This is a genomic window from Bradyrhizobium lablabi (assembly GCF_018129385.1).
Taxonomy (GTDB): Bacteria; Pseudomonadota; Alphaproteobacteria; order Rhizobiales; family Xanthobacteraceae; genus Bradyrhizobium; species Bradyrhizobium lablabi_C.
On record NZ_JAFCLN010000001.1, the window covers coordinates 559,618 to 582,599 of the forward strand.

Consider the following 22,982-nt stretch of genomic DNA (forward strand, 5'->3'; position numbering starts at 1 on the left):
ATAAGATTTCGCCTCACGTACTTTGCTGCGCTTGATCGCCCGAAATCTGCGACGCCACGCGCCGGACCTCGGCGCCGATCTGATCGATCTGCGCGCCCGTCACGAGGTTGCCGGCAATGGTGACGCAGACGCTGGCGATCGGATAATCGCGGTCGTCGACGACAGGCGCGGCGATACCGACGGCGCCGGGCGTGACCTCGCCATAGGCGACGCAATAGCCGGCCTTGCGGACCCTCCGCAGGCTTTTGAGGACATCATCGGCGGTCTCACCAAGGCCGACCGAGCTGAGGTCGGCGAGATTGGTTTCGATCAGCGGCATCAGCCGGGGCCGCGGCAACAGCGCTAGGATCGAGCGCGCGATCGCGCCACGGCCGAGCGGCATCGGCCTTCCGCGCGGATAGGAGCTGATCGGGTTTTTGGTAGAGGATTCAGACGCAACGCACAGAATCCTGTTGCCGTACCAGCGCAGGATCATGGCGGTGCAGGAACGGGCTGCCGTCAGCTCTTTCAGGTATGGACCGCCGCGCAGCACGAGCGGATCGGATCGGCGCGTCAGATAGTCCAGCTCGACGACCTTCGGACCCAGCGTGACGCCGGAGTTGCGGGTCGACATCAGAAAGCCCGCGTCCTTCAGGATCTTCAGATAGCGGTAGAGCGTCGGCCGGCTGTAGCCGAGCTCGCGCATCAAATCCTCCGATGTCCATTCCAGCCGCTCCTCGGAGAAGACTTCGAGGACCGCGAGCACCCGTTCCAGACTGTTCTTCGGCTTCATGCCTCAGGCCGCATGGTCAGACGTTGCTCCAAATGCCGCTACAGCCCACCTCGCCGCTGCTTCCGGCGGAACCTGCTCGAATGCGACAGAATCAACCTTGCACTGGCGGGCGATCGGCGCATAATACATCATAATCTCACATTAAGAGATTTTGCTAGATAGACCCGCGAGCCGGCCCTGCCCGCGGGCGAATATGGGAGGATACCGTGGCGATCGATTCCGCAAGCTGCACGCGCCGCACGGCGTTGGGAATCCTGGCCATGGCGGTCGTGCCCGTGATCCCGCGCCTCGCCCATGGGCAGGCGCAGCAACCGATCCGGCTCAACGTTCCCTTCTCGCCGGGCACCGGGCCCGACCTGCTCGCGCGCATCCTCAGCGAGGAACTGCGGCAGCGCTGGAATCACCCTGTCATCGTCGAGAACAAGCCCGGCGCGAGCGGCAACATCGGCACGCAGTTCGCGGCGCGCGCGGCGCCGGACGGTCAGAACCTCCTGGTGACCGTCAATACGTTCGTGATGAATGCGAGCCTTTACCCGAACATCCCCTACGATCCGGAGAAGGACTTCGTGCCGATCGCGGAGATCGCAACAGGCGCGCTCGCACTCGTCGTGCATCCTTCGCTCAACGTCAACACGGGCACCGAATTGATCGCGCTCGCCCGCAGCAAGCCGGGTGTCATCAACTACGCGTCTCCCGGCCGCGGCACGCCGCAACATCTGGCGATGGAACTGTTCAAGCTCACGGCGCAGGTCAACCTGACCCACATTCCCTATTCGGGCTCTGCCGGCGCCGTGAAGGATCTCGCCGGCGGGCACGTCTCGGCCATGTTCCTGCCGGTCCATACCGCGCTTCCGCTCGCGGAAGCCGGACAAATCCGCATCCTCGCCGTCGGCAGCCAGAAACGGGCGCCGCAGGCACCGAATGTGCCGACGCTGGCTGAACTCGGCGTCACCGATTTCGACGTCGATCTGTGGTACGGCGTGCTTGCTCCGGCCAATACCTCGAAGGAAATAGTCGACCGCTACAACGCGACCTTCAACGAGATCCTGTCCGAACCGAGCGTTCGCGCGCTGCTCGACAAGCAGGGCCTGATCGCGCAAGGCGGCCCGCCGCAACGCCTGGCCGACCTGATCGCCAAGGATCGCCCGCGCTGGGCCAAGGTGGTCAAGGACGCGCAGATCACGGCGGAATAGCCTGAGCGAAGTCCGCCCGCGTCCGGCCTTGAGCGATCCGGAGTCTTCGAGAGTCGTCGCGCGCTGTTCGGCGAGCAGCGTGTAGACGCAATTTGAAATGCAGCAAGCGCGCGCTGGTTGCTGGAACCACGCAGCGCCCTTTGGCCGCCTTAATTTGGGAGCGTAGCTTGCGACTTAAGAAGTAAGAAAAAGCGATCGTGGGAGGCGTGCCAATGAGCAAGCCGAAATGTTTTGTCCGGTCATCTCTCGCTTGTGACGCTCGACTGACTGTTCACTTGAAGGATTACGCTTCGGCCGGGACGTAGCCGATGACCGCGATGGCGACATCGCCCGCTCATGGGGCGCGTTTCGATCGCGACGGCCGGAGTGCATTGTCCGGCAGATCGGGATTTCCAGTATTCGGAATGGTTGCTGCCGGACTTTGGCTGACGCCCGCCTTTGCTGTGGCAGGCGACGCGTTGCAAGTGACAAACGCGCGGGTGCCGGCGTCCGACCAGATTGGCACCGATCTTCCGCTTGTGATGACAATCAGGAACGATGCGGCTGAGGCCGACGCCTTGCTGCGCGTCCGCTGCGGGTTCGCGAATTTCGCCGTCAAACACGCGGTCGACCGCGGCGAAGGCGCGCCCGCCATGCGCGAGATCAAGTCCATTCCGATCCCGGAAAACAAGACGATCGAGCTCAAGCACGATGGATATCACGTGATGCTGCTACAGACGCGGCAGAAGCTCACCGACGGCGAGAAGTTCACATGCGCCGTCGTTTTCCAGAAAGCCGGAACCAAGGAAACGGAGGTGCAGGTTACACGAACGCCCTGATTGCGACGGCGAACCGGAGGGTTCGCTGAACAAAACTTCTCAGCAGAACGCCCGGATGTGCCGGACGCTCGATCGAGCATGAACTGCCATAGGGGAGGTTACTAATCATGAGGAAATTCTCGGGTCACTCGAGCACCTTCACGCGGGCGCCGCTGCTCGCCGTTGCGATTGCTGCCGGAGGCATGATGGCTGCATTGCCGGCTTCCGCTGCGGACCAGGTCAGCCAGGAGCGGCTGCTCAACGTCGAAAAGGAGCCGGGCAACTGGCTTCATCATCATCAGAATTATTCAGCGCACCGGTTCTCCACGCTGAAAGAGATCAACAAGGACAACGTGAAGAACCTCAAGGTCGCCTGGACCATGCACCTCGGCGGCATCGAGCCGGGCGGGATATGGAGTCATGGCGGGCTGGAGGGCACGCCGATTGCCGAGAACGGCTTCCTCTACGTCACCGATGGATGGGGTTCGGTCTACAAGATCGACGCGCATGGCGGCCGCGGCGTGCTGGTCTGGAAGATGGATCCCAAGACGGACCGTGACTGGGCCGGTGCCGTGGCGTGCTGCGGCGTCGACAACCGCGGCGTCGCATTGTGGGGCGATCTCGTTGTTTCGCACACGCTCGATGGCCGGCTGATCGCCACCAACAAGGAAACCGGCCAGGTTGCCTGGCAGCGCACGGTGGCCAATCCGGACAAGGGCGAGGTGATCACCGGCGCGCCGCTGATCGTCAAGAACATGGCGATCACGGGCGTGGCCGGGGCGGAGTACGGCATCCGCGGCTGGATCGCCGCCACCGACCTTTCGACCCAAAAGGAGGTCTGGCGCACTTACACCATCCCGGGCAAGGGCGAGCCCGGCAGCGAGACCTGGAAGGACAGCGACAACGCGGCTGCCGCCGGTGGCGGTTCGACCTGGGTGACCGGCACCTACGATCCCGCGACCGACACCATCATCTGGGGTATCGGCAATCCGGGACCGGACTGGGATAATGCCTACCGGCCAGGCGATAACCTCTACACCGACAGCTCGCTCGCCCTTGACGCCACGACCGGCAAGATCAAGTGGCACTATCAGCACACGCCGAACGACCCTTACGACTATGACAGCGTCGCAGAAAACGTGCTGGTCGATATTCCCGGACCCAGCGGTCCGAGGAAGCTCGCGCTCGAAGCGGACCGCAACGGCTTTGCCTATGCGATCGATCGCACCACCGGCAAATTCGTCTGGGGCCTGCCGTTCGTCAAGAAAGTCACATGGACCAAGGGGCTCGATCCGGAGAGCGGCAAGCCGATCGAGTATGACCCGAACAAGCCCGTGCAGACCTACATCGCGTCGGTGACGCCAAGCCGCACCAACCTGGAAACCGACATCTGCCCCGGCAACATGGGCGGCAAGAACTGGCCGCCGACGGCCTACAATCCGGAGCTGAAGCTCTGGTACATCCCGGTCATCGAAAGCTGCAACCGTATCAAGGTTGAGGTGATGACGCCGGACAAGCTGAAGCCGCGCGAGTTCTGGACCGGCGGCGGCCCCAGCCAGCCGTTCCGGATCACCGGCAGCGTGACGGCGATCGATGTGACGACCGGCAAGATCGCGCAAAAAATGGAAACGCCGTTCCCCAATCTGGGCGGCATGTTAGCCACTCCCGACCTCGTCTTCACCGGTCAGCCGTCCGGCGAAGTGCATGCGCTTGACGCCAAGTCGTTGCAGAAACTGTGGGAGTTCAACACCGGCGGCGGCGTCAACGCACCGCCGATGACCTTTACGGTCGATGGCAAGCAGTACGTCGCCATTCTGGTCGGCCTCGGCGGCGCCTGGGACAAGTGGTTCATCGATTCGACGCCCGAGCTGAAGAAGATTCAGCCGGGATCGATGCTCTACGTGTTCGCGCTCTGACATCGCAAAAAGGAGGGCCCGCCACGTGCGGGCCCTTCCCGCTTCCTCGACAAGAGACGTAATGATGATCTTCAACGGTTTCCCGGCAACGGTGAGCGCGCTGCTTGCGAGCGTCGTCGCCCTCAACGTTTCGATGCCCGCCGCTTACGGTCAGTCAGCGCAGGCGCCGGCTTCGGATCCGAGCAATGCTGGCAAGGCAGTGTTCGCCAAGGCCAATTGCCTGGGCTGCCACAAATGGCACGGCAATGGCGGCGGAGGCTATGGCGGCGATGCGCTGTCGCTGCGCAAGACCGAGCTGACGCGGGATCAGATCGTCGAGACCGTCGGCTGCGGGCGGCCGGGCACGGGCATGCCGTTCTTCATGCGCGGCGCCTACGATGAAGTGAAATGCCACGACATGAACCGCCAGGACGCGGGAGCGCAGATGCCGCCCGAGGGTGGGACGTTTCTACGGCAGAAGGATATCGAAGCCGTCGCCGATTACGTGATCGCCCACATCAAGGGAGCGGGCGAGCCGACCTACGCCGAATGCGTCACCTTCTTCTCGAGCACGTCGCGGGTATGCGACATCTACAAGACGCCGGCGACGAAGCCGGATGATGCGACCGCCAGCATGGGGAATCGTCAATGATGCGCGGATTGAAGTTGTCCGAAATTCTCGCCGCCAGCCTGATCGCCTGGCAGGCGATCGCGCCGGCGAGCTCTCCGGCACGGGCTGAGGAATTCGGCGGCAATGATCTGCGCAACATTCGCGTCGGTATGGCCGCGACTGAACTGGCGGATGAGGGTTACGTCGACTTCTACTGCGTGGCCGATCCGAAGCGCACATTGGCGGGCTGGAAGAACTGGCGGGACTGCCCTGCCGGCGCTAGCGGGGCACGGGCGATCCGGTTTGGCTACGATCCCTCGACCAGCCGGGATGGCACCATGGTGGCCGGTCATCCGGCGATCCTGACCTTGCTGATCGACGATTCCGGCCAGGTTGGCGGCTTGCAGATCGAGACCGATCCGAAGGCGCGTCTCTATATCAGGAAGAAGGCGTTTCTCCTCGGGCTACAGGCCAAATCGCGCTACGGCCCCGACGGCTGGGCATGCACCGAGGGCCAGCCCGGCGCGGGAGACCAGCCGGTGGGAGGCGTCTATCTCCGGGAACACTGCACCAAGACGATCAGCGGCCGTTCGCTCGTCGTCGAACGCAACCTGTTCCGCCGGGCGGATCAGGACAGCCGAAACTTTGTCGACGAAACGCGAATCCGCATCATGCGCGCCAACAACCCGCAGTGATGCGGGTTGTTGCATTTCCGTTAGAGCAGACTCCGCGCCGCCGCAAAGATCATCACCGCGCCGCCCGCGATCACCACAGCATCGAGGATCGCGGTGTGGATGTGCACCGGCATGCGCTCGACGAAAGCTTTTGCGAGGAACGCGCCGGGCAGCGCGATTGCGCCGATCAACACGGCGAAGGCGAGAACCTGGGCGGTGATGACGCCCGCCACGCCAAACACCGAAATCTTGATGATGGAGGTTGCGACCGAGATCACCGCATCGGTCGCGATCACCGCCGCGCCTTCGAGGCCGGCCGCCATCAACAGCGACAGCAGGATCACGCCCGATCCCGAGGTGCCGCCGACCACGACGCCGTAGCCGACAGAGCCTGCGGCAAGGCCGCCATCGCCGATCTTGACGTCGTGACGCTTCAAGGTCCGACGTAGCGGCACGCTCAGGATCAGCATGGTCCCGATCACCAGCGCCGCGCCCGCGCTGGTCAATCGCGTGTATCCGTAAGCGCCGAGCGCGGTCGTGAGACAGGCAGACGCGATCACGATCAGCGCACGGCGGCGGTCGGCATAGCGGATGAAGGCTGCAAAGCGGCTGAGATTGGTGAAGATCGAGGAGATCGCGATGATCGGCACCACTGGCTCGGCGCCGATCAAGGGCACCAGCACCAGCGGCATCAGCGCGCCGGTGCCGTAGCCGGCAAGGCCGCCCACCACCGATGCAAACAACGCGACGACGGCGACGAGCAGAAGCTGAAGCAGCGAGATGTCGGCGAAGCCGGAAAGGATGGTCACAGCCGGTGATCGCGGGTGAAGCGGGACACGGTCTGGTCCGCGACGTTATTCAGCGCGGCCTCATCGAGCGGAAAATCCGCGGCAAGCCAGGCGTCCTCGGCCAATGTAAGGACATGGCCGAGCGCCGGGCCTTCGGCGATGCCGCGGGAAATGAAATCGGCCGCCTTGAGCGGAAATTTTGGCGCGCTCCAGCGCTGCGGCAGCGTGGCCGATTGCCGCCAGTCCGGCGTGTCCGCGCCCCCTGCCCGTGCCCAGGCCAGCAGCAGGCGGTTGCGATAGGCCTCTTCGCCGAGCCGGTAGAGCCGCCGCTTCGCGGTCGCCTCGTCCATGTCGGCGAGGCGCCACCAGCGATGGCCGATCGAGTCGAGCGCCTTGGTTTCGGCATTGGTAAGGCGCAGCCGCTGCGCGATGCGCCGTGCATCCTCGGTCACGGCCACGCCGAGTGCGCCGAGCCGGCGGATCGGGTCCGGCGAAAGCCCAAGCAAACGTTCCAGCTTGATCATCGCGGCGAACGGGCCGGTATAGGCGACGCCGCCGAAAATCGCACCTAACAGGCCGCCATCGGCCATTGCAACGGCGCTCGCGACCGCGCCGTCGGCGGCCATCAGTTTCAGCATCTCCATCCGCACGCGCTCGGCCGAGAGCGTGGCAAGGCCGGCGCGGCCGGCTATGCAGGCGAGATATCCGGCGCGGTCCGGCTCGCCCGCGCCGTACGTCGCGTGGATTCGGAAGAAGCGCAGGATGCGCAGATAATCCTCGGCGATGCGTTCGTCCGCATTGCCGATGAAACGCACGCGCCGCGCCTCGATATCGGCAAGCCCGCCGACATAATCGTGCACGACGCCTTCGGCATCGACCGAAAGGCCATTGATGGTGAAATCGCGACGCTCGGCATCGCGCACCCAGTCGCGGCCGAAGGCGACCTTTGCCTTGCGGCCGAACGTCTCGGTGTCCTCGCGCAGCGTCGTGACCTCGAACGGCTGCTTGTCGACCACCAGCGTCACCGTGCCGTGCTCGATGCCGGTCGGCACGCTCTTGATGCCGGCCGCTTGCGCGCGGCGGGTCACCTCTTCCGGCAGTGCCGTGGTCGCGATGTCGACGTCGACCACGGGGAGTTTCAGCAGCGCATTGCGGACGGCGCCGCCGACCACGCGCGCCTCCTCGCCATCTCCGTTCAACAGAGCGAGCACGCGCGTTGCCGGACCTGAGGTCAGCCATGGCGCATCGGCTAGCACGCGCGCTTCCGTCATTTTTCCTGTCCAGGCACCAGCTTGCCGTCCTCGATGTGGGCGGGGACGTAGGTCGAACCCGGCGGCGCGCCGGAAAAATGCGCGAGCAGGATGAAGCTGAGCACCACCAGAAGCAGCGAGCCGAGTGCGAGCTTTGCGACCAGATGCAGCGGCCAGGAGGATTGCGCGAATACGCCGGAGCGGGTGGCAATCAGAAACAATGCATAGACCGCAAACGGGATAAGAAAAATTCCGATTTCGGTCAGGACCGGACGGATCATGCGAGATAGATCCGCTCGTACAGCACGCGCAAAATTCCGGCGGTGGCGCCCCAGATGTAACGCTCGGCAAACGGCATCGCGTAATAGGAGCGCTCCATGCCGCGGAATTCCTTGCTGTGGATCTGGTGGTTTTCCGGATTCATCAGGAAGGCCAGCGGCACCTCGAAGGCATCGACCACTTCGGATTCGTTGATCGTGAGCGCAAAGCCCGGCTTGACCTTCGCCACCGTCGGCAGGATGCGAAAGCCGAAGGCGGTGCCGTAGAGATCGAGATAGCCGATCGGCTCGACGAATCCGCGATTGAGGCCGACTTCCTCCTCGGCCTCGCGCAACGCGGCATCGAGCGGCGAAGCATCGGTCGCGTCGATCTTGCCGCCGGGAAAGGAGATCTGTCCGGCATGGCTGCTCAGATTCGGCGAGCGCTGCGTCAGCAGCACGGTCGGCTCGGGGCGATCGACGATCGGGATCAACACCGCGGCGGGGCGCACCGGCTGCTCGTGCGCGATGATCTCGAGCATGCGGTCGTTGCCGGGATCGCCGGTGCGCGGAATGATGTTGGGATCGACGAGGCCGGGCGGCACGTCAAAGGAAAGCCGCGCGCGCGACCGGTCGAAGAACTCGGACGCGCCGACGGCAGCGGGCCTCGCCTTGCGCACCTGCTCGTTCAAAGCGCGTTCCTCACCTGCTCCGCACCGGCCATCGCAAAGAACTCGCCGCCGGATTCGATCCCGAACATTTCCCGGCCATCGACCATCCGCTCCTCGCCGATGTCAACAAGATCGTAATAGAGCGCACGCGTCACTTTGGCCCACAGGTCGGCGCGGACATGAAGATAGGGCGTGATGCCGCCGTCGGGAGCCGTCTCGAAGCGCAGGCCATGGCCTTCCTCGCATGCCACCCAGTCGTCGACATTGGTGCGAAAGCAAAGCAGCCGGCCGCGCTCGTCGCTCTCCTCCCGCATTTCTACGGCCATGAACGGCGCATCGTCGACGCGGATGCCGACCTTCTCCACCGGCGTCACCAGAAAATGCTTGCCGCCCTCGCGCTTGAGGATGGTCGAGAACAATCGCACCAGGGCCGGCCTTCCGATTGGCGTTCCCATGTAGAACCACGTACCATCATTGGCGATTCGCATGTCGAGGTCGCCGCAGAACGGCGGATTCCACAGGTGCACCGGAGGCAGCCCCTTTCCGGCAGGGGTTTTGTTCGCAGCTTCCCGCGCAGCGACGGTCAGCGCTTCAAGGTTTGTGCCGCTCTGCCCTTGGTTCGCCATGGTTTGCCCTGAGGTTTCTTGACGCGGAATTGGCACGAATGGTGCACGAACGCATTACAAGTTGCGCATTAGACGTATGCGGAACCAAATCTCGCTACTTCGTGATGCCGTTAATACCCCGAAATACCGATAATGTGGGGATAGTTTCATTCAACAAATGCAAGGCCTTCGCATAGGTTTAGCATGGGATCGATGGCAGGACGGCGAAGGCAAGGAGTCCGGAATGGCTGAAAGTGTCGAAAAGCTGGAGGACGTCATCGTCCGTTCGGCTGAGCAGGTTTCGGGGCAAATCCGCGCCGCCAAGGAGGCGATCTCGACCGTCATCTTCGGTCAGGACCGGGTGATCGAAAACACCCTGGTGACGATCCTGTCCGGCGGCCATGCGCTGCTGATCGGAGTTCCCGGTCTTGCGAAGACCAAGCTTGTCGAAACGCTCGGCATCACGCTGGGGCTGGATGCCAAGCGCATCCAGTTCACGCCCGACCTGATGCCTTCCGACATTCTGGGCGCCGAGGTGCTGGACGAAAGCAATTCCGGCAGGCGCTCGTTCCGCTTTATCGCTGGTCCCGTGTTCGCCCAGCTTTTGATGGCGGACGAGATCAACCGCGCCAGCCCGCGCACGCAGTCGGCGCTGCTGCAAGCCATGCAGGAGCAGCACATCACCGTTGCGGGCGCGCGCCACGACTTGCCAAAACCCTTCCACGTGCTGGCGACGCAAAACCCGCTGGAGCAGGAAGGCACCTATCCCCTGCCGGAAGCACAGCTCGACCGCTTCCTGATGGAGATCGACGTCGACTATCCCGATCGCGACGCCGAGCGGCGCATCCTGTTCGAAACCACCGGCGCCGAAGAGACGCTCGCGAAAGCATCGATGGATGCCGAGACGCTGATCTCGGCGCAGCGGCTGGTGCGTCGTTTGCCGGTCGGTGACTCCGTGGTGGAAGCGATCCTGTCGCTGGTGCGCGCCGCGCGTCCGAGTTCCGAAGGCGAAGGCGACAAGCTGATCGCCTGGGGCCCCGGCCCGCGTGCCAGCCAGGCGTTGATGCTGGCGGTGCGCGCCCGCGCGCTGCTCGACGGACGGCTGGCGCCCTCGATCGACGACGTGCTCGATCTTGCCGAGCCCGTGCTGAAACACCGCATGGCGCTGACCTTCTCGGCCCGCGCCGAAGGCCGCACCATTCCCGACGTGATCAGGCAATTGAAGACGCGGATTGGTTGATGGCCGCAGAGACCAGGCATACCAAGGGGGAGATCACAGCAGTCCGACGTGCCGATGGCGAAAGCCGAACGCTCGCCGCATCGCTGCCCCGACTCGTGCTTGAAGCTCGCCGCATCGCCGCCAACGTCATCCACGGCCTGCACGGACGCCGCCGCGCCGGGGCCGGCGAAAGCTTTTGGCAATATCGCCGCTTCGTCTCCGGCGAGCCGGCGCAAAACGTCGACTGGCGGCGCTCGGCGCGCGACGACCATCTCTATGTCCGCGAACAGGAATGGGAAGCCGCCCACACCATCTGGATCTGGCCGGACCGTTCGCCCTCGATGGCCTTTGCCTCCAAGGGCGCGCGCGACAGCAAGCTGGAGCGCGGCCTGATCGTCGCGTTCGCGCTGGCCGAGCTGCTGGTCTCCGGCGGCGAGCGCGTCGGCATTCCCGGACTGATGAATCCGAGCTCAAGCCGCAACGTCATCGACAAGATGGCGCAGGCGATGCTGCATGACGATGCGGCGCGCCTCAGCCTGCCGCCGTCCTTCGTGCCGTCGGCGCTGGCGGAAATCGTCGTGCTGTCCGACTTCTGGTCGCCGATGCCAGAGATCAGGAAGATGCTCGCCGGGCTCTCCAGTTCCGGCGCGCATGGCACGCTGGTCCAGATCGTCGATCCCGCGGAAGAAACATTTCCCTATGCCGGCCGCGTCGAGTTCGTGGAACCCGAGGGCGGCGAGCTCATCACGGCGGGCCGCGCCGAGAGCTGGGCCAATGATTATGTCGCGCGCGTCGCGCTGCATCGCGATGAAATCCGCGCCGAGACCAACAGGCTCGACTGGCTGTTCTCGACCCACACCACCAGCCGCTCCGCCGCCGAGCTGCTGTTGTTCCTGCATTCGGGCATGATGGTGAGCAAGGCCGGCGGCCGCTCGACCGTGAAAGCGGGGCGAAGCGCATGATTGCAGGCCTGCCGCTCTCCTTTGCCGAACCGTTTTTGCTGGCAGGCCTGCTCAGCCTTCCCGTGTTGTGGTGGCTGCTGCGCGTGATGCCGCCGCGTCCGCGCCGCATCGAGTTCCCGCCGACCAAACTGCTGTTCGACATCGCGCCCAAGGAAGAGACACCCTCGCGCACGCCGTGGTGGCTGACGCTGCTGCGGCTGACCGCGGCCGCGCTGGTGATCCTGGCTGCCGCCGGCCCGATCTGGAATCCGCAAGTCGGCGCTGCCGGCAGCAGCGGGCCGCTGGTGATCCTGCTTGACGACGGCTGGAGCGCAGCCTCGAGCTGGGAAGCCCGCATCAAGGCGGCGGATGAACTGATCGCGAAGGCCGACAACGATCGCCGCGGCGTCGCGCTGGTCGCGCTGTCCGAGCCGGCGCGCGACATCACGCTGATGACCGGCGGCACTGCGCGCGTCGCGCTGCGGCAGATCTCGCCCAAACCCTATTCCGTCGAACGGGTCGAGACGCTGCCGGCGATCGACCGCTTCCTGAAAGCCACCGGCGATTGCGAGATCGCCTGGCTGACCGACGGCGTCGATACCGGGCGCGGCACGGAATTTCTCGAAGGCCTGACCAAGACGATCGGCGAACGCACGCTGACCGTGTTCGAAGGCGGCACCCCCGCGCCGCTGGCGCTCGCCGCCGCCGAGAACGCCGCCGCGAAGATGACGGTCAAGGTGCTGCGCCCGACCAGCGGCGTTGCCGCGGGCATCGTGCGCGCTGTCGATGCCAAGGGATCGCCGATCGGCGAAGCACGCTATGCCTTCGGGGCGCAGGATCGCGAGACCGAGGCGGCGTTCGACCTTCCAGTTGAACTGCGCAACGACATCGCGCGGCTGGAGATCGCCGGCGAGCGTTCGGCCGGCGCGGTGCAACTGCTCGACAAGCGCTGGCGCCGCCGCGCCATCGGCGTAGTTTCGGGCGCGACCAGCGACACCGCGCAGCCGCTGCTGGCCTCGACCTTCTATCTCACCCGCGCGCTGTCGCCGTTCGCCGACGTCAGGCTCGGCGACCGCGGCGCGCCGCAGCAGGTGATTGCGCAATTCCTCGACCAGAAACTGCCGATGATCGTGGCGGCCGATGTCGGCACGCTCTCTCCGGAAATCCGCGAGCGCCTCAATGCCTGGATCGCGCAAGGCGGCGTGCTGGTGCGCTTTGCCGGTCCGCGTCTCGCACAGGCCGATGACGATCTGGTGCCGGTGCGATTGCGCCGCGGCGGGCGCATCCTCGGCGGCAGCCTGACCTGGGAAAAGCCGCAGCATATGGCATCGTTCTCTGCCGACGGCCCGTTCGCGGGACTTACCGTGCCAAAGGACATCACCGTCAGCCGGCAGGTGCTTGCCGAGCCGGACGCGGGGCTTTCCACCAAGAGCTGGGCGTCGCTGGAAGACGGCACGCCGCTCGTGACGGGCGAGCAACGCGGCAAGGGCGTTGTCACGCTGTTCCATGTCGGCGCCGACATGCGCTGGTCCGATCTGCCGATGTCCGGCAGCTTCGTCGAAATGCTGCGGAGGATCGTCGACATGTCCGGCTATACGTCAACGCCGGGCGCGGGCGTCGCGGGTGAAGCCAAGGTAGAGATGGTGGCGCCGCTGCGCACGCTCGACGGCTTTGGCGCCTTCGGCCCGCCGCCCTCGACCGCAAAGCCGATGTCGGCCGATTATCGCGACCGCGCGACGATCGAACATCCGCCGGGATTGTACGGTCCGGCGGAAGGCCCGATCGCCGTCAACACGCTCGCCGCCGCCGACCGCGTTGCTTCGCTCGATACCGCCAGCCTGCGCGCCCGCCGCGCCACCTACACCAACGCCGAACCGCGCGACCTGCGCGGCATCCTGCTGTCGTCGGCGCTGGCGCTGTTCCTGATCGACGCTATCGTCGTCGCCATGCTCGGCGCGGGACTTGCCGCGGTGGTGCGGCGCTGGCGCAGCGCGCCGGCCGCGCTTGCAATCGCATTGGCGCTGTCGTTGCTTGCGGCCCCGCCCTCGCCCCTTCGCGCGCAAGGCAATGCGCCGGCAAATCCGCCGGCTCAAGGAAATGCGCAAGGAAATACGCAAGCCAATCCCGCCAACGACGAATTCGCGCAGCGTTCGGTGTCGCAGACGCGGCTTGCTTACGTCGTCACCGGCAATGCCGACGTCGATTCCATCGTGAAAGCCGGCATGGCAGGCCTCACCCTGTTCCTCGCGCAGCGCACCGCGCTGGAAGCCGGCGATCCCGTCGGCGTCGATCCCTCGCGCGACGAGCTTGCGTTCTTCCCGCTGATCTACTGGCCGGTGGTGCCCGGCGCGCCAAAACCGTCGCAGGACACGCTCAATCGCATCGACGCCTATATGAAGCAGGGCGGCACCGTCCTGTTCGACACCCGCGACGCCGTCGAGGCGCCGCCGGGCGAGAACGGCGCGTCGCAGACGCCTGGCATGCTGACGCTGCGCAACATCCTGTCCTCGCTCGACGTGCCCGAGCTCGAGCCGGTGCCGCGCGAGCATGTCATGACCAAGACCTTCTATCTGATGCGCGATTTCCCCGGCCGCTTCACCACCGGCCAGACCTGGGTGGAAACCCTGCCGCGCGAGGACGACGACGAGGCGGAAGCCCGCCCGGCGCATGGCGGCGACGGCGTTTCGCCGATCATCATCACATCGAACGATCTGGCCGGCGCGTGGGCGCTGCGGCCGGACGGCCAGCCGATGCTGCCGATGACGCCCGGCGAGCCGCGCCAGCGCGAATTCGCCTTCCGCGCCGGCGTCAACATCGTGATGTACACGCTGACCGGCAACTACAAGGCCGACCAGGTGCATGTGCCGGCGCTGATCGAACGGCTGGGGCAGTAGCGATATGCACTACGGTATCGCGTTCACCCCCCTCGTTCCGGGCATCGTGCTCTGGATCGCACTCGCCGCCATCGTCGTGATCGCGGCGCTGCTGCTGCTGAGCCGCGCGCGCGGCTGGGCGGTGCGCGTCACCGCGCTGGCGCTGATCCTGCTGGCGCTCGCCAATCCTTCCTTCACCCGCGAGGATCGCGAGCCATTGTCCTCGGTCGCAGCCGTCGTGATCGACAAGAGCCCGAGCCAGAATTTCGGCCAGCGTACCCGCGAGACCGCGCAGGCACAGGAGGCGCTGGTCGATAGCCTGAAGAAGATCAAGGGCCTCGAAGTGCGCGTCGTCGAGGCCGGACAGGCCGACGGCGAGACCGACGGCACAAAGCTGTTCGGCGCGCTGTCGTCGGCGCTCGCCGACGTGCCGGTCGATCGCGTCGCCGGCGCGTTCATGATATCGGACGGCCGCGTGCACGATATTCCAGGCAGTGCTGCCGCGCTCGGTTTCCAGGCGCCGGTGCACGCGCTGATCACCGGGCGCAAGGACGAGCGCGACCGCCGCATCGCGATTTCGGCGGCCCCGCGCTTTGGCATCGTCGGCCAGCCGCAGACCATCACCTATAGGCTCGACGACCAGGGCGTCACCGGCGAGCGCGCAAAAATCACCGTCCGCCGCGACGGCGAGGTCATCAACGAGCGCACGCTGCAAAGCGGCCAGACCGCCAATGTCGACGTCGACATCAAGCATGCCGGCCCGAACATCGTCGAGATCGAAGCCTCCCCGATGGAGAACGAGCTGACGCTGGTGAACAACCGCGCGGTGGTGGCGATCGACGGCGTCCGCGACAAGCTGCGCGTGCTGCTGGTGTCGGGTGAGCCGCATTCCGGCGAGCGCACGTGGCGCAACCTCCTGAAATCCGATGCCGCGGTCGATCTCGTGCACTTCACGATTCTGCGGCCGCCGGAAAAGCAGGACGGCACGCCGATCAACGAATTGTCGCTGATCGCGTTTCCGACCCGCGAGCTGTTCCAGCAAAGGATCAACGACTTCCAGCTCATCATCTTCGACCGCTATGCGCGGCAAGGCGTGCTGCCGATCGCCTATTTCGATAATATCGCGCGCTATGTGCGCGGCGGCGGCGCGGTGCTGGTGTCGGCCGGCCCCGACTATGCCTCGACCACGTCGATCTGGCGTACGCCGCTCGACACCGTGCTGCCGGCCGAGCCGGTCGGCGTGACTGAAAAGCCGTTCTATGCGCGTCTCTCCGATGCCGGAAAGCGCCATCCGGTGACGCGCGGCCTCGAAGGCTCCGCCAGCGACCCGCCGCACTGGAGCCGGTTCTTCCGCACCGTCGATACCCGCAACGCCATCGGCGCGCCGGTCATGACCGGCGCCGACGGCAAGCCGCTGCTGCTGCTGTCGCGCTTCGGCGAGGGCCGCGTCGCGCTCTTGCTGTCCGATCACATCTGGCTGTGGGCGCGCGGCTATGAAGGCGGCGGACCGCATCTCGATCTGTTGCGGCGGATGTCGCACTGGCTGATGAAGCAGCCGGACCTCGATGAAGAGGCGCTGCGCCTACAGGTGCAGGGCAAGGATCTCGCCGTCATCAGACAGACGATGTCCGACACCGTCTCGCCGGTGACCGTGACGTCCCCAAGCGGCGCCACGCGCGAACTCACGCTCTCCCAAGGCGAGCCCGGCGAATGGCGCGCAACGCTGCCCGCGGACGAGCTCGGCCTGTGGCAGGCGACTGACGGCACGCTGAAGGCACTGATCAATGTCGGCCCGACCAACCCGAAGGAATTTTCGGAAGTCACCTCCACCACCGATATGCTCAAGCCGCTGACGCAGGCGACCGGCGGCGACGCGCGGCGCATCGCGGATGGCGGCAGCATCGATATGCCCCGCATCGTGCCGGTGCGCTCCACCAGCGTGTTCCGCGGCGACGGCTGGATGGGCGTCAAGATGCGCGATGCCAGCGTGGTGAAGGGCGTCGGCGTGCTGCCGATCTTCGCCGGCCTGATCGGCCTGTTGCTGCTGCTCGGCGCATTCGCCGCAACCTGGGTCCGCGAGGGCCGCTAAGCGGCCTCGTCGGCGCGACGCCATCTCGGAAACGGATCGGGCAGGCCGGCCCATTCCTGGACATGCATTCCCGGCTTCCCCGATACAAGGCATGCGTCCAGCCGCGCCTTGATTGCATCCTCGTCCATGTCGGTGCCGATGAAGACGATTTCCTGGCGTCGGTCGCCGTACACTTCGTTCCAGTTCTTCTTCAGCGACTGCCGCCAGAAAGAATCGTCCGGCCAGCGGTCCGCAGGAACGTTCGCCCACCAGAAGCCGAGACCCTCGGTGCGAACGATCGCGCCGGCCTGACTTAGTTCAGCCAACCATTGCGGGCGCGTTGCGACCCAGAAATGCCCCTTGGCGCGGATGACCCCTGCCCAGCTTTCCCGCAGGAACTGATGGAATTTTGCCGGCTCGAACGGCCGGCGCGCGCGATAGACAAAACTGCCGACGCCGTATTGCTCGCTCTCAGGTACATGATTGGCAAAGCCGTACAGTTCCTTGAACCAGAGCGGATGCCGCTGCGCACGTTCGAAATCGAAACGACCCGTGTTGAGGATGCGTTCGAACGGAGCCCTGGCGAAGTTGGTTTCCACCATATCGGCAGCAGGGTTGAGTGCGCGGATGATCTTGCGGGCGGCATCCAGTTGACCCGGAGAAGCATCGTCGACCTTGTTGAGAACGACGACGTCAGCGAATTCGATCTGTTCGACCAGCAGGTCGACCATCGTGCGCTTGTCGTCGGAACCGAGCGATTCGCCGCGATCCCTGATGAAATCGGTCGAGGAATATTCACGCAGCAGGTTTACCGCATCGACGACTGTTACCATGGTGTCGAGCATCGCCACGTCGGAAAGGCTGTCGCCTTCTTCGGTCCGGAAATCGAACGTCGCCGCAACCGGCAGCGGCTCTGAAATTCCGGTCGATTCGATCAGAAGGTAGTCGAACCTTTCGCTTTCAGCGAGCGCGCGGACTTCCTTCAGGAGATCGTCGCGCAGCGTGCAGCAGATGCACCCGTTGGTCATCTCCACCAGTTTTTCGTCAGTCCGCGACAGGTTCGCACCGCCATCGCGCACGAGGTCGGCGTCGATATTGACCTCGCTCATGTCGTTCACGATCACAGCAACTTTCAGGCCGTGACGGTTGTTCAGGACATGATTGAGCAAAGTGGTCTTTCCAGCCCCGAGGAAGCCGGACAAGACGGTGACGGGGAGTTTTCGCATGGAGATCGAACAGCCTGTTCAGTGTGCTTGGTCCCAATCGGGGGCGTCGAAGCATCGGGTTTCCCAATATATGTTATGTTATAACATAACATATTCGATCGACGCTTCTGTCAATCGAGAAAATGAGTCCTGTTAGGAATGGCAATTCCGGCGGATGGTCGTGATCCCGGCGGCCGCTCAGCGGCCTGCTGTTGCTGATATCACACAGCTTTCGTCGATCTGATCGAAGTTGCCCGCGCCACGTTGACACGGTGGCCGCCCGCCGATGTTATATTATAACATCGGGGCCGGCGGGGATGTCTATGCCTGACCCGAAGGGTGTGGTTCGGCATGAAATGGTTCCGGCGACATATCAAGACCGGCTCGCGGCTGGCGCTGTTTGCGCTCGCGATCCAGCTTGCGCTGTCGTTCGGGCATTTTCACTTCGAGCCGGCGCAGGCCGGCCCGGCCGTGCAGATCGGGCTGAGCGACGTCGATCTGTCATCGGTCGACGGCGTTGTCCCGACCGAGGCCTCACAGCAGCCATCGGACCATCACGATAGCGACCGGCATCCGGCCACGAATTGCGCCATCTGCGCGGTCCTCTCGCTTGCGGGCAATTTGCTGCTCTCGACGCCGCCGGTGTTGCTGCTGCCGGATGCGGTCGAGCTGCTGTATCTTGCGACCGACGCCGAGTTCGTTCATCTCGGCTCTGCCCGGCTGCCGTTCCAGTCCCGCGCGCCTCCCGTTTCCTGACATCGATTGATCGACGCCTGCCGAGATCGCCACGCCGCACGTGGCTCTTGCGGCAAGGCAAATCGGAATCGAGCCGTCGCACCCGGCGGCGTCAGGAACCAGGAACAATGAGAATCCCGAACAAACGAGCCTTCTATATCGGCGGCGCGAGCTGCCTGGCGCTATGCGCGATCGACGCGCGCGCGATCGCCCAGGATGCACCTGCGGCGCTGCCCGAGATCACCGTCACCGCGCCGAGCCCAATCGTGCGGCGAAAGCCTGCCGTGACCCGCGCCCCTGCCCGCGTCACGCGGGTAACGTCCGGCCGCACGCGCGGACCCGCGCCGCAAGCAGAGCCCGCCCCGGCGGCGCCCGCGCCTGCGCCCCAGCAAGGCGTCTTGCCCGTCGTCACCGACCAGTTTGCAACCGTCACGGTGGTGCCGAACGAGGAAATCCGCCGCAACGGCAGCGCCACGCTCGGCGATCTCCTGTTCTCAAAGCCCGGCATCACCGGTTCGAGCTTTGCGCCCGGCGCCTCCAGCCGGCCGATCATCCGGGGCCTCGACGTCAACCGCGTCGGCATTGTCGAGAACGGCACGCCTGCTGGCGGCGCCTCCGATCTCGGCGAGGACCATTTTGTCCCCGTCGATCCCCTTGCCACCAATCAGGTCGAAGTGGTGCGCGGCCCCGCCGCACTACGCTACGGCTCGACCTCGATCGGCGGCGTGGTCAGCGCCACCAACAACCGCATTCCCGACGCGCTGCCGGTGTGCCCGGCCCCGCCGTTCCAGAGCTACGGCATGCCGGTGAAGGCGCCGCTGGCAACCGCTTCGTCCGCGCCCTGTGTCACCGCCGAAACGCGCACCGCCGTGAGCTCGGTCGACCGCGGCGTCGAAGGCGGCATCCTGATCGATGCCGGCGCCGGCAATTTCGCCGTTCATGCCGACGCCTATGGCCGCAGGTCCAGCGATTACAACATCCCCGGCTATCCCTATCTGTTCGACCACACCCGCCCCGTGAACGGACGGCAGCCGAATTCTTCCGCACAATCGGAAGGCGGCTCGATCGGCGCCTCTTACATCTTCACCGGCGGCTTCATCGGTGCTGCGGTCACGCAAAACGACTCGCTCTATCGCATCCCCGGCATCGACGGCGCCGATCATCTGACCCGCATCGACGCGCGCCAGACCAAGTTCACCAGCAAGGGCGAATACCGGCCGGACGCCGCGGCGATCGAAGCCATCCGCTTCTGGGCCGGCGCCACCGACTACAAGCACAACGAGATCGGGCTCGCCGATCCCGCCGACCTGACATCGCTCGGCGTGCGGCAAACCTTCACCAACAAGGAGCAGGAAGGCCGCGTCGAAATGCAGATGATGCCCTTCAACGCGCGCTTTGCCGCCATCACCACCGCGTTCGGCCTGCAAGCCGGCCACCAGGAGCTGACGGCGCCAAGCCCCGACGATCCCGGCAGTCCCCTCAACGGATTGTTCGATCCGAACAAGAACAACCGCGTGGCGGGCTACATCTTCAACGAGCTGAAATTCACCGAGACCACCAAGGCGGAGATTTCCGGCCGCATCGAGCACGTCAACCTCCAGGGAACGGCGCCCGCGTTCGTCCCCGAAGTGTTCGATCTCAATGTCGATCCCAATGCGATCGGACCTGCAACGCCGCGCAACCTCAACTTCACGCCGAAGAGCGCGAGCATCGGCCTGATCCAGAACCTGCCCTGGGATCTGGTCGCCAGCATCACCGGCCAGTATGTCGAACGCGCGCCAAAGCCGGCGGAGCTGTTTTCGCGCGGCGGCCACGATGCCACCGCCACCTTCGATATCGGCAATCCCAATCTCGGCATCGAAACCGCGAAATCGGTCGAGGCCGGATTGCGCCGGGCGACGGGACCGCTGCGCTTCGAACTCACCGGCTACTACACAAAATTCAACGGATTCATCTTCCGCCGCCTGACCGGCAACACCTGCGAGGACGGCGTCTGCCAGCTTGGTGCAGGTCTCGAGCTGAATCAGGCGATCTATTCCCAGCGCGACGCGACCTTTCGCGGCGGCGAATTTCAGTTCCAGTACGACGTGATGCCGGTCTGGAACGGCATCTGGGGTATCGAGGGTCAGTACGACATCGTGCGCGCAACCTTCGACGACGGTACCAACGTGCCCAGAATCCCGCCGCAGCGACTCGGCGGCGGCGTATTCTACCGCGACGCCAACTGGTTCGCGCGCGTCAACCTTCTGCACGCCTTCGCGCAGAACGATGTCGCCGTGATCGCCGAGACGCCGACGGCGGGCTATAACCTGCTGAAGGCCGAGGTCAGCTACAAGACCGCGCTCGACCCGTCATGGTTCGGTGCGCGCGAGATGACGGTCGGCCTCGTCGGCAACAATCTCCTGAACGAGAACATCCGCAACAGCGTGTCCTATACCAAGGACCAGGTGCTCCTGCCGGGCATCGGCGTGCGGGCGTTCGCCAATCTCAAGTTCTGAACTCGCGTACCGATGGGTGGCGTTGGCTGGTGCGACCAGCTAACGTCCCCATGGATGATGGAAGGGTGGTGGTGGGCGCCGGACTTTGATGTGCACCACATCAGGCAAAGCGCGGGTAGATGGCTTCCTCGACGATCAACATACACGTCTATAGCGACGCGCTTGTCCTGCTCGGCACTGCCGGCATCGTCATTCCCCTGGTGCGGCGGTTCGGCCTCAATCCGGTGCTGGGCTATCTCGGCGCCGGGGCGATCCTCGGTCCGCTCGGCCTTGGATCGTTCATCCAGCAATTTCCGATCCTCTACTGGTTCACGGTGGTCGATGCCAGGAACGTCTCGGGGCTCGCCGACCTCGGCATCGTATTCCTGCTGTTTCTGATCGGCATGGAGTTGTCCTACGACCGCTTGAGGGCGATGCGCCGCCTGATCCTCGGCCTCGGCGGCTCGCAGATCGTGCTGTCGGCCGCGGTCATCGGCGGCATGGCCGCGCTTGCCGGCGCCAAGCCCGCGGCCGCGCTGATCATCGGGGCGTGCCTGGCGTTATCCTCGACCGCCATCGTGCTGGAGGTGCTGTCGCGCCAGGGACGGCTCAACACCAGCGCCGGCCGGGCCAGCTTTGCAACGCTATTGGCCCAGGATCTGGCGGTGGCCCCGCTGCTGCTGTTCATCTCGATTTCCAGCGTCAGCGAGAACGGCTCGGTGCTCACGAGCCTTGCTTTCGCCCTCACCAACACCGTGGTCGCGCTCGGCGTGATCGTCATCGTCGGGCGCCTCGTGATGAGACCGCTGTTCCGCCTCGTGGCGTCGGTCGGAATGAACGAGCTGTTCGTGGCCGCGACGCTGTTCGTGATCGTCGCGACCGGCGTTGCCGCCGCCCTGGCCGGCATCTCGATGGCGCTAGGCGCCTTCGTCGCCGGGCTGCTGCTGGCCGAGACCGAATTCCGCAAGGCAATCGAGACCGCGATCGATCCGTTCAAGGGCCTGCTGCTCGGCCTGTTCTTCTTCACGGTCGGCATGAACGTCGATTTCCGCGAGCTCGCGCGCGATCCGGTGTGGCTGATCGGCGGCGCGTTCGGGCTGATTGCGGTGAAATCATCAATTCTGATCGTGCTTGCGCGGCTGTTCCGGCTGTCGTGGCCGGCTGCGCTCGAGGTCGGCCTGTTGCTTGGCCCCGGCGGCGAGTTCGCATTCGTCGGCATTGGCCTTGCCGCGGCGTTCGGCCTGATCGACCCGAAGGTTGCGAGCTTCTCGGTCGCGCTGACGTCGCTGACCATGATGCTGATTCCGGCGCTGTCCCACATCGCGCGGCGGCTTGCACCGATGGTGCGCGACGACAAGCGGCTCGATCCGGAACTCAGCGTCGCACCGAGTCACGCCAGCGGCCACGCCATCGTGGTCGGCCATGGCCGGGTCGGACAGGTCGTCTGTTCGATGCTCGACCGGCACCACTTCAAGTACATTGCCGTCGACAATGATGCGGCCGCCGTCCCTGAGCAGCGCAGGCAGGGACGCACCGTCTATTACGGTGACGCGACCAATCCGGAGTTCTTGAAGAGCTGCGGCCTGATGGAAGCCGCGGCCGTTATCGTCACGACGGGCGAGGCCAAAGGCATCGACGAAATCGTGGCGCAGGTGCGTGCGCTCCGCGCGGAGATGCCCGTCGTGTCGCGCGCCCGCGACGCCGATCACGCGCGGCATCTCTACTCGATCGGCGTCACCGATGCGGTGCCGGAGACGATCGAAGCAAGCCTGCAACTGTCGGAAGCGACGCTGATTGATCTCGGCGTGCCGATGGGAACCGTCATCGCTTCCATCCACGAAAAACGCGACGAGTTCCGGCACGAATTGCAGCAGGCGGCAGGCAGGGCAAAGCCCGCACCGAAAGGGCAAGCCGGCGAGGAAAAGCGAGCTTCCTGATCGAAAGCCCGCGAG

The 22,982-nt window shown here is 65.0% G+C and carries 19 protein-coding genes; 12 read left to right on the forward strand and 7 right to left on the reverse strand.

Features of this window, described 5'->3' with window-relative positions; translation table 11 throughout:
- Positions 1-13: 13 nt before the first annotated feature.
- Positions 14-772, reverse strand: a complete 759-nt coding sequence (locus JQ628_RS02575) for an IclR family transcriptional regulator (RefSeq protein ID WP_212218673.1) — start codon at positions 770-772, stop codon at positions 14-16.
- 206 nt (positions 773-978) lie between these two features.
- On the opposite strand from JQ628_RS02575, the gene JQ628_RS02580 reads away from it, so the two are divergent.
- The 5 genes from JQ628_RS02580 (at position 979) to JQ628_RS02600 (ending at position 5,962) form a co-directional block, all read left to right on the forward strand.
- Positions 979-1,965 (forward strand): Bug family tripartite tricarboxylate transporter substrate binding protein, encoded by a 987-nt coding sequence (locus JQ628_RS02580; RefSeq protein ID WP_212218676.1) that lies wholly within the window; start codon positions 979-981, stop codon positions 1,963-1,965.
- Positions 1,966-2,429: 464 nt separating this feature from the next.
- Positions 2,430-2,783 (forward strand): copper chaperone PCu(A)C, encoded by a 354-nt coding sequence (locus tag JQ628_RS02585; RefSeq protein ID WP_349628009.1) that lies wholly within the window; start codon positions 2,430-2,432, stop codon positions 2,781-2,783.
- A gap of 107 nt (positions 2,784-2,890) precedes the next feature.
- Positions 2,891-4,678, forward strand: coding sequence for a PQQ-dependent dehydrogenase, methanol/ethanol family (locus JQ628_RS02590; RefSeq protein ID WP_212218681.1), 1,788 nt, complete (start codon positions 2,891-2,893; stop codon positions 4,676-4,678).
- A gap of 133 nt (positions 4,679-4,811) precedes the next feature.
- Positions 4,812-5,309, forward strand: a complete 498-nt coding sequence (locus tag JQ628_RS02595; protein ID WP_212219341.1) for a c-type cytochrome — start codon at positions 4,812-4,814, stop codon at positions 5,307-5,309.
- Positions 5,306-5,962 carry a hypothetical protein gene (locus tag JQ628_RS02600; RefSeq protein WP_249127411.1) on the forward strand — a complete coding sequence of 219 codons (657 nt, stop codon included), beginning with the start codon at positions 5,306-5,308 and terminating at the stop codon, positions 5,960-5,962. Before JQ628_RS02595 ends, JQ628_RS02600 begins: the two co-directional genes overlap by 4 nt.
- Before the next feature lie 20 nt (positions 5,963-5,982).
- Here JQ628_RS02600 and JQ628_RS02605 read toward each other — a convergent pair whose 3' ends face one another.
- The 5 genes from JQ628_RS02605 to JQ628_RS02625 are packed head-to-tail and all read right to left on the reverse strand — an operon-like array spanning position 5,983 to position 9,533.
- Positions 5,983-6,750, reverse strand: coding sequence for a TSUP family transporter (locus JQ628_RS02605; protein ID WP_212218684.1), 768 nt, complete (start codon positions 6,748-6,750; stop codon positions 5,983-5,985).
- Positions 6,747-8,000 carry a CCA tRNA nucleotidyltransferase gene (locus JQ628_RS02610; RefSeq protein ID WP_212218687.1) on the reverse strand — a complete coding sequence of 418 codons (1,254 nt, stop codon included), beginning with the start codon at positions 7,998-8,000 and terminating at the stop codon, positions 6,747-6,749. The genes JQ628_RS02605 and JQ628_RS02610 overlap by 4 nt, the downstream gene beginning before the upstream one ends.
- The gene (locus JQ628_RS02615) at positions 7,997-8,260 is read right to left on the reverse strand and encodes a DUF6111 family protein (RefSeq protein WP_212218690.1); all 264 of its coding nucleotides are present in this window, start codon (positions 8,258-8,260) and stop codon (positions 7,997-7,999) included. The genes JQ628_RS02610 and JQ628_RS02615 overlap by 4 nt, the downstream gene beginning before the upstream one ends.
- Positions 8,257-8,928: a CoA pyrophosphatase gene (locus JQ628_RS02620; protein ID WP_212218693.1), complete on the reverse strand. Its 672-nt coding sequence runs from the start codon at positions 8,926-8,928 to the stop codon at positions 8,257-8,259. Before JQ628_RS02620 ends, JQ628_RS02615 begins: the two co-directional genes overlap by 4 nt.
- Positions 8,925-9,533, reverse strand: a complete 609-nt coding sequence (locus JQ628_RS02625; RefSeq protein ID WP_212218695.1) for a DUF1285 domain-containing protein — start codon at positions 9,531-9,533, stop codon at positions 8,925-8,927. The genes JQ628_RS02620 and JQ628_RS02625 overlap by 4 nt, the downstream gene beginning before the upstream one ends.
- A gap of 223 nt (positions 9,534-9,756) precedes the next feature.
- Between JQ628_RS02625 and JQ628_RS02630 the strand changes: the two genes are divergently transcribed.
- From JQ628_RS02630 to JQ628_RS02645, 4 genes are read left to right on the forward strand one after another with little or no spacing between them, the layout of a single operon-like run.
- The gene (locus tag JQ628_RS02630) at positions 9,757-10,752 is read left to right on the forward strand and encodes an AAA family ATPase (protein ID WP_212218699.1); all 996 of its coding nucleotides are present in this window, start codon (positions 9,757-9,759) and stop codon (positions 10,750-10,752) included.
- Positions 10,752-11,693 (forward strand): DUF58 domain-containing protein, encoded by a 942-nt coding sequence (locus tag JQ628_RS02635; protein WP_212218702.1) that lies wholly within the window; start codon positions 10,752-10,754, stop codon positions 11,691-11,693. Before JQ628_RS02630 ends, JQ628_RS02635 begins: the two co-directional genes overlap by 1 nt.
- The gene (locus JQ628_RS02640) at positions 11,693-14,566 is read left to right on the forward strand and encodes a DUF4159 domain-containing protein (RefSeq protein ID WP_212219347.1); all 2,874 of its coding nucleotides are present in this window, start codon (positions 11,693-11,695) and stop codon (positions 14,564-14,566) included. Before JQ628_RS02635 ends, JQ628_RS02640 begins: the two co-directional genes overlap by 1 nt.
- Positions 14,567-14,570: 4 nt before the next feature.
- Positions 14,571-16,634 carry a hypothetical protein gene (locus JQ628_RS02645; RefSeq protein ID WP_212218705.1) on the forward strand — a complete coding sequence of 688 codons (2,064 nt, stop codon included), beginning with the start codon at positions 14,571-14,573 and terminating at the stop codon, positions 16,632-16,634.
- Here JQ628_RS02645 and zigA read toward each other — a convergent pair.
- Positions 16,631-17,839: a zinc metallochaperone GTPase ZigA gene (zigA, locus tag JQ628_RS02650; RefSeq protein ID WP_212218708.1), complete on the reverse strand. Its 1,209-nt coding sequence runs from the start codon at positions 17,837-17,839 to the stop codon at positions 16,631-16,633. The two genes, JQ628_RS02645 and zigA, sit on opposite strands and share 4 nt — an antisense overlap.
- 330 nt (positions 17,840-18,169) lie before the next feature.
- Between zigA and JQ628_RS02655 the strand changes: the two genes are divergently transcribed.
- The 3 genes from JQ628_RS02655 to JQ628_RS02665 all read left to right on the forward strand — a co-directional run bounded on the left by JQ628_RS02655 (position 18,170) and on the right by JQ628_RS02665 (position 22,967).
- A complete protein-coding gene (locus JQ628_RS02655) occupies positions 18,170-18,574 on the forward strand; it encodes a DUF2946 domain-containing protein (RefSeq protein ID WP_212218711.1) in 405 nt (134 codons plus the stop codon).
- 107 nt (positions 18,575-18,681) lie between these two features.
- On the forward strand, positions 18,682-21,051 hold the full coding sequence (locus JQ628_RS02660; protein ID WP_212218714.1) for a TonB-dependent receptor: 2,370 nt from the start codon (positions 18,682-18,684) through the stop codon (positions 21,049-21,051).
- 119 nt (positions 21,052-21,170) lie between these two features.
- Positions 21,171-22,967 carry a cation:proton antiporter domain-containing protein gene (locus JQ628_RS02665; protein WP_212218717.1) on the forward strand — a complete coding sequence of 599 codons (1,797 nt, stop codon included), beginning with the start codon at positions 21,171-21,173 and terminating at the stop codon, positions 22,965-22,967.
- Positions 22,968-22,982: the final 15 nt, after the last annotated feature.